Source organism: Kitasatospora sp. MY 5-36, assembly GCF_001182915.1.
In the GTDB taxonomy this organism is placed as follows: Bacteria; Actinomycetota; Actinomycetes; order Streptomycetales; family Streptomycetaceae; genus Kitasatospora.
On sequence record NZ_LFVW01000516.1, the window covers coordinates 1 to 16799 of the forward strand.

At 70.1% G+C, this 16799-nt stretch carries 12 protein-coding genes and 1 pseudogene; 9 read left to right on the forward strand and 4 right to left on the reverse strand.

The features are described from left to right. The 8 genes from AE652_RS28770 to AE652_RS28805 all read left to right on the forward strand — a co-directional run. On the forward strand, positions 1-1253 hold a 1253-nt coding region (locus AE652_RS28770; RefSeq protein ID WP_049656713.1), incomplete at its 5' end, for a hypothetical protein. A gap of 134 nt (positions 1254-1387) precedes the next feature. Continuing rightward, on the forward strand, positions 1388-1810 hold the full coding sequence (locus tag AE652_RS45415) for a hypothetical protein (protein ID WP_049656716.1): 423 nt from the start codon (positions 1388-1390) through the stop codon (positions 1808-1810). Then, positions 1807-2616, forward strand: coding sequence for a nucleotide exchange factor GrpE (locus tag AE652_RS45420; protein ID WP_049656719.1), 810 nt, complete (start codon positions 1807-1809; stop codon positions 2614-2616). Before AE652_RS45415 ends, AE652_RS45420 begins: the two co-directional genes overlap by 4 nt. Before the next feature lie 31 nt (positions 2617-2647). Beyond that, positions 2648-5218, forward strand: a complete 2571-nt coding sequence (locus AE652_RS28785) for an Hsp70 family protein (protein WP_049656721.1) — start codon at positions 2648-2650, stop codon at positions 5216-5218. After that, positions 5215-5580, forward strand: a complete 366-nt coding sequence (locus AE652_RS28790) for a hypothetical protein (RefSeq protein WP_049656723.1) — start codon at positions 5215-5217, stop codon at positions 5578-5580. The genes AE652_RS28785 and AE652_RS28790 overlap by 4 nt, the downstream gene beginning before the upstream one ends. A 98-nt stretch (positions 5581-5678) precedes the next feature. Continuing rightward, positions 5679-5918: a chaplin gene (locus AE652_RS28795; RefSeq protein ID WP_082346034.1), complete on the forward strand. Its 240-nt coding sequence runs from the start codon at positions 5679-5681 to the stop codon at positions 5916-5918. A 141-nt stretch (positions 5919-6059) separates the two neighbouring features. Further along, positions 6060-7691 (forward strand): AMP-binding protein, encoded by a 1632-nt coding sequence (locus tag AE652_RS28800; RefSeq protein ID WP_049656725.1) that lies wholly within the window; start codon positions 6060-6062, stop codon positions 7689-7691. 65 nt (positions 7692-7756) lie between these two features. Continuing rightward, positions 7757-8188, forward strand: coding sequence for an SRPBCC family protein (locus tag AE652_RS28805; protein ID WP_049656735.1), 432 nt, complete (start codon positions 7757-7759; stop codon positions 8186-8188). Between the two features lie 88 nt (positions 8189-8276). Here AE652_RS28805 and AE652_RS28810 read toward each other — a convergent pair. Continuing rightward, a pseudogene (locus AE652_RS28810) lies at positions 8277-8489 on the reverse strand (YccF domain-containing protein); the annotation flags it as partial. A gap of 317 nt (positions 8490-8806) precedes the next feature. On the opposite strand from AE652_RS28810, the gene AE652_RS43535 reads away from it, so the two are divergent. Further along, a complete protein-coding gene (locus AE652_RS43535) occupies positions 8807-10594 on the forward strand; it encodes a DUF262 domain-containing protein (protein ID WP_063780301.1) in 1788 nt (595 codons plus the stop codon). Between the two features lie 453 nt (positions 10595-11047). Here AE652_RS43535 and AE652_RS28820 read toward each other — a convergent pair whose 3' ends face one another. From AE652_RS28820 to AE652_RS28830, 3 genes are all read right to left on the reverse strand, one after another. Next, the gene (locus tag AE652_RS28820) at positions 11048-12667 is read right to left on the reverse strand and encodes a hypothetical protein (RefSeq protein ID WP_159028578.1); all 1620 of its coding nucleotides are present in this window, start codon (positions 12665-12667) and stop codon (positions 11048-11050) included. A 230-nt stretch (positions 12668-12897) separates the two neighbouring features. Continuing rightward, entirely contained in the window at positions 12898-13299 is a 402-nt protein-coding gene (locus tag AE652_RS28825; protein ID WP_049656731.1) for a YccF domain-containing protein, read from the reverse strand. A gap of 156 nt (positions 13300-13455) precedes the next feature. Then, the coding region (locus tag AE652_RS28830) for a S8 family serine peptidase (protein ID WP_049656733.1) at positions 13456-16799 on the reverse strand (3344 nt) is incomplete at its 5' end.

Sequence of the window (16799 nt, forward strand, 5' to 3'; positions counted from 1 at the left end):
AGGCCTTCGAGCAGGCCGTCCGGCCCTGGCGGCAGCGCCCGTCCGGCCCCGACGCGCCCGCTCCCACCCGGGCCCTCGGCCTGTTCGGCGAACTCGGCCCGCAGCGCTACCTGCAGCTCCAGGGCCGGCAGGCCGCCGCCGTCGCCGCCCTGGACGCGGTGCCCGAGCAGCGGCGCGGCGAGGACTGGCAGGAACTGCTCGGCGAGTCCCTGGTCAGCCAGGCCCGCGAGCACCACCGCAACCAGGACTGGCGCGAGGCCCTGGACAGCCTCTCCCGCGCCCGGGCCGTCCCCGGCGCCAGGCTGCCCGCCGACGCCGCCGCGATCGCCGCCGAGTCCGGGGTCCGGGCCGCCCGCGCGCTGCTCAAGAACAGCCTGGACGACCAGGCCGGAGCCGCCGAACTCCTGGAGAAGGCCCTGGCGTTGGCCCCCGACGACCCCGAGGTGCGGGGCGACCTCGGCGCCACCTACGCCCAGTGGGCGCGCAAGATCAACAACGAGGACAAGGACTACTCCCGCGCCCTCGGGCTGCTGGAGAAGAGCCTGGAGCTGGTCCCCGGCGACCCGACCGCCCGGCACTTCCTGGAGGCCGCCCTCGGCAACCGGGCCGGCCAGCTCAGCCACCCCGACGCCACCGACGCGGAACTGGAGGAGGCCGCCGGCGCCTGGCGGGCGCTCGTCGAACTCAACCCCGACCCCGACCACCGGATCGGCCTGATCTTCGTCCTGCGCCAGCTCGCCCGCTCGGCGGCCTTCGCCGACGACCACCGGCGCGCCGTCGCGTGGATGGCCGAGGCGCTGCGCGCCGACCCGGAGTGGGAGGGCGGGGTCGAGCACGAGGCCCCGCGCCTGGTCTCGGTGCTGATCGCCAACCACGTGGTGGACGCGATGCAGGACAAGCCGTTCGCGGACCAGGCCGCGATGCTCGAGAAGGCCAGGTCCTACGACGACTCGACCGACATCCGCCGCCTGATGGTCAGCCTCTGGCGCGGCAAGGCCATCAGCCACTACGAGGCCCGCCGCTACCGGGCGGCGATCAAGCTGCTGGAGGAGGCGCTCGAACTGTCCGGCACCCAGGAGGACACCGACAAGCTGTGCCGCGAACTCGGCATCGTCTACGGCTCGTTCGCCGTCCAGCAGGCCAACGCCCGGAAACTGCGCGAGGCCAAGGAGCTGGCCCGCACGGCCGTCGAGTACAGCCCGGACGACCCTGAGCTGCACGCCATGCAGATGCGGATCAGGTCGCTCTACTGACGGCAACCGCACGGCAGTCGGGAGCGTCCTGGACCGTACGCCGAAGACCGCAGGCCGATCCCCGTCGCCCCGGGCCGTCACCCGAACCGCCGACCGAACCGCCACCGCCACCGTGAGGAGAGAGACCTCCCGCCATGCCACTGCACGAACCGTCGCCGTACGAGGTCCTGGGCATCCCGCTCACGGCCGGCGTGCGCGAGATCAACCTCGCCGTCGGACCGGCGATGCGGGCCGGCCGGTACACCCGGCAGCAGATCCAGGAGGCCGCCGCGCTGCTGCGCAACCCGGACCGGCGCCTGGAGGCGGACCTCCAGCGGCCCCTCCCGCCGGAGCCGGTCGACCAGGCCGCCGAGCTGCTCGCCCCCGCACTCGTCGAGCCGCTGCTGGTGATCGAGCGCCCGCCGCTGCCGCCCGCCGCCCTGCCCGCCCTCCACCGGGCCGAGCTGGCCGCCGACTTCACCGAGCCCGCCCCCGGCGGCGCCGACCCCGAACCGCCCGTCCCCGCCCGCTACGCGGCGGACCTGTCCGTGCTGCCGCAGATCGAGGTCCCAGAATGACCGACGCACCCACCGACGCGCCCGCCGCCGCCCCTGCCGACGCACCCGCCGAAGCCCCGGCCGGTGGCCACCGGCCGCTGGAGATCCCGCCCGGCGTCGAGGACGTCGACCTGGAGCAGGCGTTCGGCCGACTGCTCTTCCGGGCGTCCCTGCTGGGGAGCAAGCTGACGGAGCAGAAGCAGGAAGCCCGGGCCGAGCAGCGCGAACTGCTGGGCATCCTGGTCGAGGTGGACGACGCGCTCGCCGCCCTCGGCCTGGACCGCGAGCTGGTGGCGCTCGGGCGCGGCGCCGGCCTGGAGGCCACCCGGCGCCGGCTGCTCGGGCAGCTCGCCAAGGCCAGGGTGCGGCCGATGCGGCTGGAGGGCATGACGGCCGACCCGGACCTGACCGAGATCGTGGGCACCGAGGCCCGGTCCGGGGTGGCGCCGGAGACGGTGGTACGGACGGTGGTGACCGGGTTCTTCTGGGGGGACGAGGTGCTGCGCCGGGCCCAAGTGGTGGTCGCCGCACCGGAGTCGGAGCCGCACCCGGACCCGTACCCGGAGCCTGCGGTCGCCGAGCCGGAGGCGCCCGGGGCCGCCGGGGCCACCGGGGCCGCCGAGACCGTCGAGACCGTCGAAGCCTTCGAGGCAACGGAAGCCGCCGAGACCGTCAAGCCCGAGACACCCGAGGCACCCGAGGCGGACGACGCACCCGAAGCCGCCGCGCCGGTCACCCGGGCCCAGCCCAAGGCGGCCCCGCCCCGGGCCCGCCGCCGGGCCAAGGCCGTGGCCGAGCAGGCCAGGCAGATGAAGCGCAAGAAGTAGCCAGGACCACGAGGGGCAAGAGGGGAACGACATGTACCGCACACTCGGCATCGACCTGGGCACCACCAACTCCGTGGTCGCCCACCTGCGCCGGGGCGAGCCGGAGATCATCTTCAACCGGCAGAACCAGGAGGCGACGCCCTCCGTGGTCGGCAGCGGCCGCAAGGGCGAGCTGCTGGTGGGTTCCACCGCGCGCAGCCGGATCGCCGTCGACGGCGCCAACGTGATCCGCTCGGTCAAGCGCTTCATGGGCCGCAAGTTCAAGGACCCGCAGGTCCAGGCGGCCCTGAAGGAGGTGGACTACAAGGTCACCGCGGGCACCGACGGCGACGTCAACGTCTGGTTCAACGGCCGCTCGTACACCCCGATCGAGATCTCCGCGATCATCCTGCACCGCCTCAAGGAGGACGCCGAGCAGCGCTTCGGCGAGCCCTTCCACCGCGCCGTCATCACCGTCCCCGCGTACTTCGGCGAGCGGCAGGTCGCGGCCACCCAGGAGGCGGGCCGGATGGCCGGCCTGCACGTACTGCGGATCATCAACGAGCCGACCGCAGCCGCCCTCGCCTACGGCATCACCTCCGAGGCGGGCGAGGAGGGGAAGACCGTCCTGGTCTACGACCTCGGCGGCGGCACCTTCGACATCTCCATCCTGCTGCTGGTGCCCGGCTCGGTCTCGGTGCTCGGCATCGAGGGCGACAACCTGCTCGGCGGCGACGACTTCGACCGGGGGATCACCACCGCGCTGCTGGAGGACATCCGCGAGGAGTACGGCGCGGAGTACCAGCCCGACCTGCGCGACCGTCCGAAGATCGCCGCGACCGCCGAGACCATCAAGATCGAGCTCTCCCACCAGGAGTCCTCCGAGGTCATCCTGCCGGGCCTGGGCGCCGGACAGCTGGTGCTGGAGACGGAGTTCGAGCGGGCCCGCTTCGAGGAGCTGATCGAGGCCCGGATCGAGCGCACCATCGAGCTGACCCACAAGGCCATCATGCAGGCCAACCTGACCGTCGGGGACATCGACGAGGTGGTGCTGGTCGGCGGCTCGACCGCGATCCCGCTGGTCGCCCGCCGGCTCGGCGAGGTCTTCGGCCCCCGCCGGATCCGGCGCGGCGTCAACCCGATGCAGTGCGTGGCGCTCGGCGCGGCCGTGCAGTCCGCGCTGGTCGGTGAGGTGGAGTGCCCCGAGTGCCGGGCCCCCGGCGACCTGTCCGCCTCCAACTGCGCCAACTGCGCCGCCGGCCTGCTCGGCGGCGACCGGGTCTCCTGCCCGACCTGTCACCTCCCGGTCGACGCCGGGGCGGCCTCCTGCCCCAAGTGCGAGCAGGAGCTGGACGGTTCGGGCGGCGGCGGGACGGTCCCGCGGCAGGCCACCCGGGCCACCGCCGTGGTGCACGGCGGCAACTGCCCGCGCTGCGGCACCCCGGCCGCCCCCGGCGTCACCGCCTGCGAGCTGTGCGGCGAGCCGCTCAACTCGGCGGCCCCGGGCCACACCAGGGTGGCCACCGCCGCCGCCGAGGACGTCGGCCTGCGCTGCGCCTCCTGCGGCGTGGTCAACCCGCCGGGCTGCGAGGTCTGCCCGGGCTGCGGCGAACTGGCGCAGGTCACCAACCCGTTCGACATCACCCCGAAGAACCTCGGCATCGAGCTGAACGACGGCCGCCTCGCCGTCATCATCCCCAAGAACACCAGCTACCCGACGAGTTCGCCGGTCAGCCGGGAGTTCGTGGTCTCCGGCAGCGGCCGGCAGCGGCTGGAGGTCGCGGTCTACGAGGGCGAGCACGAGATCGCCCAGCAGAACGAGCTGATCGGCCACCTCACCCTGCGGCTGCCCGAGGGCCTGGGCGGCCGCACCCCGGTGGAGGTCGCCTTCGGCCTCGACCGGGACCGCACCATCACGCTGTCGGTGCGGATCCAGGGCGGCGCCGAGAAGACCGTCAAGCTGGAGCGGGTCACCCTCGACCCGGAGCTGAAGGTGCAGGTCGAGGAGCAGCAGCGGCAGATCGAGTCCTTCACCGACCGCTGGGGCGGCGAGTTGACCGAGGCCGAGATGCGCGAGGCGCAGCGGCTGATGGACACCCTGGACGACCTGGCGGCCGGGCAGACCCGCGGCCAGTCGGTGGACGCGGCGCTGGAGCGGGCCCAGCAGCAGCTCAAGGCCCAGCGCTGGGTGCGCGGCTCGGAGGCGTACCTGAGCCTGTTCATCCACTACTGCGAGAAGCTCCTCGACCCGAGCGACCTGGACCGGTTGCGGTCGGTGGCCGCCGAGCTGCGGCTGCGCCGGGAGGCCGCCGACTGGGACGGCGCGGTGCGCTCGGCCCGCAAGGCGGACGAGCTGTGCGACTCGCTCGGGCACACCATGCGGATGCTGACCATGTGCAACATCTACGTGACCCAGAGCATGGTCTCGCCCGCCCTGGCCCAGCTGATCATGGCCGAGCTGCGCGGCCTGGACGAGGCCGTGGAGGCGCCCAACATGGCGGACGTGAACACCCACATGTCGAACCTGCTGGCCCTGTACGCGCAGGCGCAGCGGGAGCTGGGCAGCGAGCCGGCCCAGGAGTCGCTCGGCCCGGTCCGGCCGGAGGAGGCGGGGCCGCGATGAGCGCCGTGGACGCCGTGGACGCCGTGTCCGTCCCGGGCGCCGGGGGCGCTGTCGCGGCCCTTGGGGCCCCGCCGGTGCCGTGTCCGCTGTGCAGGGTTCCGGCGGACCCGGTGACCCTGCGCTGCCCGTCCTGCGGGGAGGACCTGTCCGTGCTGTTCCGGCTGCGTTACGCCGGACGGATCGACTACAACCGCGCACTGGAGGCCCTGGCGGCCGGGGAGGGGCCGCTCGCCCTCGGGCTGCTGCACCGCGCGGTCGCGGCCGAGCCAGGGCTTCGTCCGGCCCGGGACCTGCTGGAATCGCTCGGTGGCGCCGGTCCCGAGGGCGGGGAGCCGGTGGGTCGGGAGGGCGACACGCCCTAGACGGGCGAATCCGGCGTGCGGAGGAGCGCATCCCTTGTGATCGTGGGCGAGGTGTGATCGTCACACTTCGACCCGCTCTGCTCACAAGGAGTGACGCAATGCGTATGCGTACCACCTTCGCCGCCACCGCCCTCGCCGCGGTGACGGTCCTCGTCGGGGCCGGCACCGCGTCCGCCGGCGACGCCACCGCCAACGGGGCCGCCATCGGTTCGCCCGGCATCCTGTCCGGCAACGTGATCCAGGTCCCGATCAACCTGGAGGCCAACGTCTGCGGGAACTCGATCGACATCATCGGGCTCCTCAACCCGGCGTTCGGCAACACCTGCATCAACAAGTGACCCCGCGCGCTGGGGCCGTCCGTCGACCGTGACGGGCGGCCCCAGCGCCGTGTCCGTACCCCCGTTCGGGGGTGGCGGCGCGGGGCCGGCGCCCGCGACCATGGACCCCGTCCCGCACCGCCGTCCCCAGGGAGCCCGCCCGTGCCGACCACGCCGACCCCCCGCAGCTACGCCTCCGGCGCCTCGGACGTCCCGCTGCTCGGCGACACCATCGGGGAGAACCTCGACCGCGCGGTGCGCGCCTTCCCCGGGCGCGACGCCCTGGTCGACCGGGCCACCGCCCGCCGTTGGACGTACGCCGAACTCGCCGCCGACGTCGACGCCCTGGCGCTCGGCCTGCTGGAACTCGGGATCGCCAAGGGCGACCGGGTCGGCATCTGGGCCCCCAACTGCGCCGAGTGGACGCTCACCCAGTACGCCACCGCCAAGCTCGGCGCGATCCTGGTCACGGTCAACCCGGCCTACCGCGCCCACGAGTTGGAGTACGTGCTGAACCAGGCCGGCATCCGGCTGCTGGTCGCCGCCGAGCGCTTCAAGACCTCCGACTACGCCGGGATGATCTCTGAAGTGCGGCCCCGCTGTCCGGAGTTGGAGCACGTCCTGCTGCTCGGCGGCCCCGACTGGGACGCCGTGACCGCCGCCGGACGGCGCGCCGACCCGGCCCGACTCGCCGAACGGCAGGGCGAGTTGGCCCCCGACGACCCGATCAACATCCAGTACACCTCCGGGACGACCGGCTTCCCCAAGGGCGCGACGCTCTCCCACCACAACATCCTCAACAACGGGTACTTCGTCGGGGAGTTGCTCGCCTACACCGAGCAGGACCGGATCTGCGTCCCGGTGCCGTTCTACCACTGCTTCGGCATGGTGATGGGCAATCTCGCCGCCACCTCGCACGGCGCCTGCATGGTCATCCCCGCCCCCTCCTTCGAGCCCGGCGCCACCCTGGCCGCCGTCGCCGCCGAGCGCTGCACCTCGCTGTACGGCGTGCCGACCATGTTCATCGCCGAGCTGGCCGACCCGGACTTCGACCGCTACGACCTCGGCAGCCTGCGCACCGGCATCATGGCCGGCTCGCCCTGCCCGAGCGAGGTGATGAAGGAGGTCATCGGGCGGATGGGCATGGCGCAGGTCTCCATCTGCTACGGCATGACCGAGACCTCGCCGGTCTCCACCCAGACCCGGGTCGACGACCCGGTCGAGCGGAGGGTCGCCACGGTGGGCCGGGTCGGCCCGCACCTGGAGGTCAAGGTGGTCGACCCGGCCACCGGCCGTACCGTCCCGCGCGGCGAACCCGGCGAGCTCTGCACCCGCGGCTACTCCGTCATGCTCGGCTACTGGGGCGAGCCCGAGCGCACCGCCGAGGCCGTCGACGCCGCCCGCTGGATGCACACCGGGGACCTCGCGGTGATGGACGGGGACGGCTACCTCGCCATCACCGGCCGGATCAAGGACATGGTGATCCGCGGCGGCGAGAACCTCTACCCGCGGGAGATCGAGGAGTTCCTCCACACCCACCCGGACATCCTCGACGTCCAGGTCATCGGCGTCCCCGACGCCAAGTACGGCGAGGAGCTGATGGCCTGGATCCGGATGCGGGAGGGCGCCGAGCCGCTCACCGCCGAGGCCGTCCGCGGGTACTGCGCCGGCCGGCTCGCCCACGTCAAGATCCCGCGCTACGTGCACGTGGTCGAGGAGTTCCCGATGACGGTCACCGGGAAGATCCGCAAGGTCGAGATGCGGGCGCAGGCCCAGCGGATCCTGGGGCTCTGACCGGGGGCGCGCCTCCGCCCGGGCGAGTCCGGGGAGCGCGCCGGCCCGCCCGGCGGGAGAGTGTGATCATGCTCGACGTCACAGTGGAACGCCTGATCCCCCTCCCGCCCGCCACGGTCGCCGCCTACGCGATGGACTGGCGCCACGACTCCGAGTGGACCCGGGGCATCCGCAGCGCCACCCTCACCCGGGAGGCCGACACCGGCGGCTTCGGCGCGGGCGCCGAGGTCACCCGGACCGCGCACTTCCTGGGCCGGTCCTTCTCGTACGTGCTGCGCGTGTCGCGCCACGACCCGCCGACGGTGCTCGACATGGTCTCCGTCGCCGGGCCGATGCCCATGCGCGTCACCTACACCTTCGAGCCCACCCGGACCGGCACCTTCGCCCGCATCCGGGTCCGCGGCGGCCTCCGCCTGGCCGGCCCGCTGATGTCCCGCCCCGTGCGGTCCGCCCTCACCGCGGACCTGCGCGCCCTGGAATCCCGCCTCGGCCGCTGACGCCCGCCCCCCTGCCACCCCCCCCGGCGAACGCGGACGGCCGGCGCGGGCTGCTGCCCGTCGCCGGCCGTCGAGGTCCGTGTCCCGGTTACCGCGCGCCCCACTCCCGGTCCGTGGAGACGATCTCGCGGCCGAGCGGCATCAGCGAGATCGGGATCATCTTCAGGTTGGCCCACCCGAAGGGGATGCCGATAATCGACAGGAACAGCGGGATGCTGGTGACCAGGTGCCCGATCGCCAGCCACCACCCGGCGAAGACCAGCCAGATCACGTTCCCGACGCACGACGCCGGCCCGGCGTCACACAGACGCTGGCTTGGCCAGCACGAACGTCAACTGCGCGAGAAGCTCGGGCGCCTGGACATCCACTCGATAGACACACAGGCTACCTGTTCGGGCGGGTCGGACTCATCGCACGGTTCTGGGAGCTGTCGTACGGCCCCTAAACCAGTGGCCCGGGGCTTGAGCCACTCAGGCGGACTGTGACCGGCAGTACGCGAGGAGCCCCGACGAACTTTCGGAAGTGCCGGACAGGCCGATTGAACCTGCCTTAGTATCCAGCCCACAAGCTTGCCCGTTCATACCGGGCCGCTGTCCTGCAAAATGCTAAGGGGATTTGGTGTCGATCACGCCGCGAGGAATGTCGATCCAGGAAGCCTATAATATTTATCGCAGCGAGAAGCTGGTGGTAAATCGAAACTACCAGCGTAAGCTGGTGTGGGGCGTAAATGAGAAGATGCATCTGATCGACAGTATACTTCGCGGATTCCCGATTCCATTGTTTTTGCTGGCCGAAGCCCCCGATCAGAAGTATGAGATCATCGATGGAATGCAGCGCCTGGATGCGATTTTTGGATTCATTGAGCAGCGGTATGGAATTCCCGGCTCCGGGGATGCTCGTCGATTTTTTGATCTGAACGAATTTTCTCGGGCGCGGCAGCTGGCCGAGTCGGGCGGCTTCGATCGGGAGCCGGGGATGCCGGGGCTGATTAGCGCGGGCGAGTGTGCTGATCTTCTTGACTATCAACTGGCGGTAACGATCTTCGACTCGGGTGAAGAAGCAAAGGTTACGGAAGTCTTTCGGAGAATTAATTCTGGTGGGCGCCAGCTGAGCGCCCAGGAGAAGCGGCAAGCCGGTGTTGTGAGCGATTTTGTGGCAATGCTGCGCAGGCTGGCGTCTGAATTTCGTTACGATGGATCTCCAGATATTCTCCCACTCACGAAAATGCCGGTCGTTTCGATCGATTCTGCTCGGGAGCGGTTGGGTTACGGGATCTCCGCGGAAGAGACATTCTGGTGCAGTCTTGGGATCCTGAGCCCACGCCAGCTGCAGCAGAGCGAGGATGAGCAACTCCTTGCCGATATCTGTATTTCTGTTGTGCGTGGAAATACCTTCAGCGTCAGTTCTGATGTCCTTGATAAATACTTTGACTTGTCCACGCCGGAGAGTTCCTCGCTGGCGATCGATCTCCACGCTTACGGAACAGATAAGCTTGCAGATGACGTAAAGATTGTGCTGGGTGCCCTAAAAGCTATTGTTGAGTCGATGCGACCGGGCGTGGTGGGGGCATTCCGATCCCATGTCAGTACGAGCACCTTTACGTCGGCGAAGACTCCGTTCTATGCGGTCTTCATGGCGTTCTATGATCTTATGATCAGAAGGGGGCGTCAATTGTCTGATAATGAGGGAGCTTTTGAGGCTCTGAGGAAGGTCTCTGCCAAACTTACGCCCAGTAGAAATACGACCACCGAGAAGCAGAGGCAGGACAATATTGACATTGTCCGAGGGCTAGTGGAGAAGTACTTCACGGAGTCCCAGAAGGGTCCATTGACTCATGGGCCGGCGATGGAGATCGAATTCCCGAATCTGATTAGAAGGGCCCCTGTCGAAAGCGGCCGATATGAGTTCAAGCAGGGGATCGCTTCGCTGTCCACCCGGCGGGCGATAAATCGAAAAATGCTGGAGAAGCTCCCAAAGATCGCGTCGGCAATCGCGAACATCGGCCCTGAGGGCGATGGTTATATTGTGCTAGGCGTGGCCGACAGTGAAAGTGATGCGCAACGGATCCAGGAACTCGATTCGAGGAGCCTGCTGAAAATTGGCAGGCAATACCTTGTAGGTGTGGATCGGGAGTGTGAAGCGCTTTCCTTGGAAATGCCGGAATATCAGCGTCTAATCATCAAGCAGTTCCAGGATTCGCCGTTGGAGACGGAGCTCAAAGGTGACGTCCTAGCAAATATTGACACCGTTGCTTACAGTGGAAGATCCTATGTCGTGATTCGGATTCCGGCACAGAGGGAGCTCTCCGGCTACAATGGTGACTACTTCGTCCGAGATGGAGAGGACCTGCGCAAGCTAACTACGGGAGAGGCGCTAGCCGCATCCAAGCGGTTTATCAAGGGCTAATCTCTGCGTCCTGGCCTCCCGAACGCCGCCGCTGAACTGACCTAGAAATGCTGGTCCGCGATGCAATAACTTGGCTGCTCGGGTTTATCTATCGTGAGCTATATAGGTCGTTCGTTGAGATGGCCGTTTTCGGGTGCGCCAGGATTATCGTCCACTTTGTCTGGTGCTGATAATATCTGCGCTGGTAGCGATGGTCGGCGGGCTTCCCAATTCTCGCCGACCATCAGCATTCGTCAGGCTACTAACGGTCGCTTCGCACGACCCCGCAGGATGTCGGTGAGCAGCTGATCGATCACCAGCCAGCAGCCGACGAAGAACAACCAGATGATGTTGCCGGGCGAAGGACGTCGGCACGGCGTTCGGGCGCTCGGCACCAGCGCAGTTCCATCGCTCTGCGCCTGTCTGACGATGAATCGGTCTTGCCCAGCGTAAACGCTGGCGGCCGACACAGCCCTAATGTGCCGTCAGCCACACGCCGGCCAGCCGACGCATTTTCCTCAGACCAGCGGAGGCCCCCGGCGGGCGGACCGCCAGGAACAGGTCAACCTCACGGCACACACGTTCCGTGTCCTCGCGGTTCTCTGTCACCCGCGCCTTGGCGAGGCGCTGTCCCAGCTCGACGATGACAGGATTTAGGTCGGAGCCGGTGAGATAGGTCTCGAGATCCACTGTGCTGCTCGCTGAACCAGTACCCGACGCCTCCGTTCGACGGGCTTCCGCTAGGGCGGCCTGCCAGTAGGGCAGTACAGCCTGGACGACTGCAGGCGGAGGCGTTGTCAGTTCGCCTATCAGGGCCGCCGCTCGCTCCATCGCTTCGGCAAGACTGAGAGTATTGACGCGAGCACGCTGTCGGCCGAGCTCGCGCAGCAAGGAAATCAGCTCGCTCTCGGCGACATGACCGCGTTGTTCACGCGCCCAGGCCCGGATCTGCTCGATGTCAGTCGTGTGCGCCCTACGTATGTCGAGCGGTAGCTGCGAATGCAGTGATCCAAGAGACTCGGAAATCTCGATCGCGCGTGCGATGTGTCCAAGGTCCTTTGCTTGAAAGAAATCCGTCTTCAAGCCCTGGTACTTCTTCGTCTTGTCCTCAGCCAGGGCCGCAGAGAATATCGCGGCTCCATTCGGGCCAGCACGATCCACAATGGTCAGGATCTGCCGTCGGTCGGATTCCGACAGCGAGGAGACGGACACGCCTACGCGCTTTGCGAGATGGTCCCACGTGAGTGTGTAGCCACCTCGGGTGGCGGCGGCCAGGGCTTGCCGAACCTTGACGGCCATCGCTTCGAGATCGAGGGCTGCTCCGGGGCCGGGCAAGGCTTGGTGTTGCTTCGGCACGGGGCTCGGTCGGACCGGTGGGGTTGGGTTGAGCGTGACCGGGGCGACCTTCTTCTTTGGTAGTCGGGTAGTGAAGGGGGTGGATATCCCGCTCTTGCTTGCCCGACAGCGGGAGAGGTCTGCCCAGTCGATCTCCGTGCTGGAGTACTGGGTGCCGACCTGGATCTCGCGGGCCGTCCCCACAGTCTCGAACTTGATCCGCAGGGTGTATCCGCGCCGGTCCATGTCCTCGTAGGCGGCCGCCGCAGCCGCCATACCGAATAGCCATTCGACTTGGTTTCCGCCGGATGAGAGCCCCTCGGACGTCAACCGCCACGAGTCCACGCTGATGCTTCCCAGCTGCGCCCTGACCAGATGCTTTGTCTCCTCGCCGGAGAACTCCACCGCGCTGTCCTTGGTGCCCGGTTTCCCGATGAGTGATGCGGAAACGGGAATGCCCTCTGCCTTGAGCCATGCGGCCAGGTTCTGTTTGGCGTAGAGATGATCGGCGCTGCCGACGCCCGCGTGGCGACGTTGGCAGATGTTGGGAATCCCGTCCGGGCCGGGGAAGTGGGCGAAGTGGCACACTCGGTCCAGGTAGCGCTTGCCAGCCAGCTGCTTCCCGCAGCCGCCGAGTTCCACTCCGCACCAAAAACTGTCGCTCCGGTGCACCCGGCGAAACCGGTCGAAGTCATCGTAGTCAGGCGGGAGGATGATCGGGGTGTCCGATCCTGGGTGGCCGAGCACGGCTGTCTGCACGCTCCGGCCGTCTGTAGCCCCGTTGATACTGGCCCCTTCCCCTCGGCCTTCTCACGCAGGACCTGTCGGGCGCGATCACTGCGGGTCATCAGCCTTTCAGAGTGCGGCCCGCTGCTCAAGGCCTGTGACGCACCGCGACCACGGCGCCGGGCTATCCGTGATTCGCCCGCGCACGCGAACGGCCGGCGCGGGCTGCTGCCCGTCGCCGGCCGTCGAGGTCCGTGTCCCGGTTACCGCGCGCCCCACTCCCGGTCCGTGGAGACGATCTCGCGGCCGAGCGGCATCAGCGAGATCGGGATCATCTTCAGGTTGGCCCACCCGAAGGGGATGCCGATAATCGACAGGAACAGCGGGATGCTGGTGACCAGGTGCCCGATCGCCAGCCACCACCCGGCGAAGACCAGCCAGATCACGTTCCCGACGCACGACGCCGGCCCGGCGTCCGGCCGCTCGACGGTCGTCCTGCCGAACGGCCACAGTATGAAGCCGGCGATCCGGAACGAGGCGATACCGAACGGGATGGTGATGATCAGTACACAGCAGATGATTCCGGCGAGCACGTAGGCAAGAGCCATCCAAATGCCGCAGAAAATCAACCAGATGACATTGAGGATGAACTTCACTGCACTCATGCTTGGTACCTTCTCACGGCTGGTGGCGCTGCACTGTGACCTTGCCATGCCCGTCGGCGCGTGTGTCTACGCCCTTAGGGGTCGTTCCTCAGGGATCGGTCCGGGTAGCGGTTTCGGAGAGCCGGCCGGGGAGACCCCCGGGCCACCGAGCCCGCTTCACGGTGTCAGCCGGTAGGCGCGGAGCGCGGTCTGCTCGACGGAGCCGCCGTCGGCATCCCGGGCCACGGCCCTGAGCGAGACGAAGCCGCCCGTCCCGGCCGGCGGGTCGACGGTGACCCGGTAGCCGCTGTCGCCCGGCTGCACCGGGGCGTTGCGCCAGTTGGCGCCGTCGTCGAAGGAGACCTGGACCTCCAGGCTGGCGACGGTCGCGGCGGGCGCGCCGCTCTGCCGCTCCACGGCGGCGAGCAGCGTGTGCTGCTTGCGCGGCACCTGGTTGTCTGGGTTGACCGGGGCGGTGAAACGAACCACGTCGATCGGCAGAGGGGTGCTGCGCGGGGTGCCGCCGGGGCCCGGTGCGACAGCTCCCGAGCGGAAGGTCCAGACCGCCTCGACGGTGCCGGACAGCGCGGCCCACGGTTCGGACCGGGTGGCCTTCGCGGTCAGCCGGTAGGTGGCGTCGCCAGCCGGCACGGCGAAGTCGGCGGACTCCCGTGCGCTGCTGCCGATCCGCTTGCCGTCCCGCTCCAGGTCGATCCGGACGGTGTCGTCCAGCCGCCGCGTCCACGGTGAGCCGATGTGGCCGGGTGAGGCGTCGCTGAACAGCTGCGGTGCCAGCGTGAGGAAGCCGTCGCTGGTGCGGGCCATGGTGGCCGCGCCGCCCTGGCCGGGGGCGAGGCCGGGTCCGATGACGGCGGCGTTCCAGCGCTCGGCACAGGTCTCGCCGGCCGCGCAGCGCAGGGCACCGCTCTGGCTCACCGTGGAGGGGACCATCTCGCCGCCGGGCCCGGCGTTCTGGCCGAAGGTCGTCTCGCGGCGCTGGTCCTTGACGGTGAAGTACTCGGTGCGGACGGCCGGCAGCGCGAAGTTCGGCTCCGCGATGCTGAGGCCGCCGACGCCGCCGGCCTCCGCGAAGCTGCTGAAGTCGCCCGCCGTGCCGGGGGCCTGGGCGAAGTAGCGGGTGTTGAGGGTGGCCAGCTCGCCGGGGTCGACGGTGAAGGCCGGGTCCGGGAGCCCGCCGGTGGTGTGCACCAGCAGGTCATAGCGGTCCGGCAGCCGTCCGTTCTGCTGCTGCGGGCCGTTCTGGACGCTCTGCGCCGTGAAGTCCAGCCGGCCGGCGCCGGGTCGGCCGCCTGGGATGACGTACAGGTTGCCGGGCCGGCCGATGGCCGCGAAGGAGTCGGCGCACCCCTCGTCGCCGCCGGTGCGGTAGCAGTAGGCCGCGGAGAGTGACCAGCCGGTGGTGGCGCGGCCGGGCACCGTGACGGTCAGCTGCCTGCCCTGCCGGGCGTCGACGGCGATCCTGGTGTCGCCGCGCAGCTCCAGCTCGGGCTGGAGGAACAGGGTGGACGTCGGGCTTGCGGTCCCGGCACCGGGGGTGATCAGCTTGCCGCCGAGGTTGTAGCGGCCCTCGGGTACCCGGGCGGTGGCGGTGCCGCCGGTGAACCGGAGCGGGAAGGACTCCCGGGTGTCCAGGTTGACCAGGCCGATCATCGACTGGGTCATCCAGGTGCCCGGTCCCACCGGAGCGCCGTCGCGGTCGACCGCGGTGACGGTGACGTCGTGCCGGACGGCCTCGCGGGTGAGCGCGTACGGGGTGGTGACGGCGGTGCCGCCGGGGCCGGTCGCGGTCACCCGGCCGGTCAGCGAGGTGCCCGCGGCGATCCGGGCCGGGTCCACGGTCACGGTGGCCGGTGCGCTGGCGCCGGCCGGGACGGTCAGCCGGGCGGGGGCGACGGTGAACCCGCCGGCCGGCCCGGTGGACCGGGCGGCCAGGTCCAGGGTGACAGGCGTGCCGCCGGCGTTGTGGTACGTGACGGTCCGGCTGGTCGGGGCCGCGTCGGACGCGTCGTCCAGGCGGATCCCGGTGCCCTCGGCGGTCGCGTACACGTCCTGGGTGGTGGCCCGGGCGACGTCGACCCGCCCGGCGCCCTGCTCGTACGCGCCGCGCCCGGCCAGCGGGGCGGCGGAGGACACGAGCGTGGCCTTGAGCTGCGGCCCCTTCCAGTCCGGGTGCTGCTGGAGGAGCAGGGCGGCGGCTCCGGCGACGTGCGGGGCCGCCATCGAGGTGCCGGAGATGGCCGTGTACCGGTCGCCGACCGGGTTCTGGCCGTCCGTCCCGGCGGCGCGGGCGGCGACGATGCCGATGCCGGGTGCCGTGAGGTCCGGCTTGACGGCGTGGTCGCCGGTGCGAGGGCCCTGGCTGGAGAGGCCGGCCAGCGAGCCGTCGCGGTCGACGGCACCCACGGTCAGCGCGGCGTCCGCCGAGCCGGGGGTGCCGACGGTGCCGGGCCGGCCGCTGTTGCCGGCCGCGGCGACGAAGAGCGTGCCGTAGCGGGCGGAGAGCGTGTTGACGGCCTGGGCCAGCGGGTCGGTGCCGTCGGTGGCGGCGCCGGTGAAGCTGGTGTTGACGATCGGCGCGCGGGCCGCGGCCCACTCCATGCCCTGGAGCGCCCAGGACTCCTGGCCGTTGCCCTCGTCGTCCAGCACCTTGCCGACCAGCAGCCGGGCCTCGGGGGCGACGCCCCTGAACCGGCCGTCGGAGGCGGAGCCGGTGCCCGCCACGATCGAGGCGACGTGCGTGCCGTGGCCGTCCGCGTCGGAGGCCACTGGGGTGGGGCCTTCGCGGGCCGGGTCGGCGAGGGTGAAGTCGGAGCTCTCGCCGAGGGAGCCGGCCACGTCGGGGTGCCCGCGGTCGATGCCGCTGTCCAGCACCGCGACCTTGACGCCCTTGCCGGTCCAGCCGGACGACCAGGCCTGCGGGGCGCCGATCTGCGCGGTCGACCGGTCGAGCGCGGCGGTCACCTTGCCGTCCAGCCAGACCTTGTCCACCCCGCTCGCGGCGAGCCCGGCGCCGGGCCGGGCGAGCTGCTGCCAGAGCTCGCCCGTGCGGGCCTTCGGGGCGCGCAGGGCCACGCCGTGCACGCTCTCCAGCGTGCGTACGACGGTGGCCCCGGCCGGCGGCGCGGCGGCGGCGAACCCCTTGGCACCGGGTCGGTCCGAGCCGAGGATCAGCGGCAGCTCGGCGGTGCCCGCGTCGTCGTAGCCCTGGGCGATCAGCCCGGCGACGTCGAACAGCCGCGGGTCCAGCCGCCCGGTGCTCAGCGGCTCGACGGCGTCCGCGGGGAGCAGGGTGAGCGTGCCCGGGGCGCCGGAGCGCTGGGTGAAGGTCACGTCCTCGCGTCCGGGCCCGGGCTGTACGGCGACCAGCGACACCCCGCCGTCGGTGCCGACCAGGGCGGTGACCCGGTCGCCGGTCACCAGGGTCACCCGGACCGGCCGGCCCGCCGCCGGTGCGGAGCCCCCGGCGGGTGCCTCGGCCGGCGACGCCCAGCCGGCCGGGG

Excerpts from the sequence above, each read along its gene's own strand:
- AE652_RS28785 (WP_049656721.1), top strand. The coding sequence starts at position 2,648 with ATGTACCGCACACTCGGCATCGACCTGGGCACCACCAACTCCGTGGTC.
- AE652_RS45420 (WP_049656719.1), top strand. The coding sequence starts at position 1,807 with ATGACCGACGCACCCACCGACGCGCCCGCCGCCGCCCCTGCCGACGCA.
- AE652_RS45415 (WP_049656716.1), top strand. The coding sequence starts at position 1,388 with ATGCCACTGCACGAACCGTCGCCGTACGAGGTCCTGGGCATCCCGCTC.
- AE652_RS28825 (WP_049656731.1), bottom strand. The coding sequence starts at position 13,299 with ATGAGTGCAGTGAAGTTCATCCTCAATGTCATCTGGTTGATTTTCTGC.
- AE652_RS28790 (WP_049656723.1), top strand. The coding sequence starts at position 5,215 with ATGAGCGCCGTGGACGCCGTGGACGCCGTGTCCGTCCCGGGCGCCGGG.
- AE652_RS28795 (WP_082346034.1), top strand. The coding sequence starts at position 5,679 with ATGCGTATGCGTACCACCTTCGCCGCCACCGCCCTCGCCGCGGTGACG.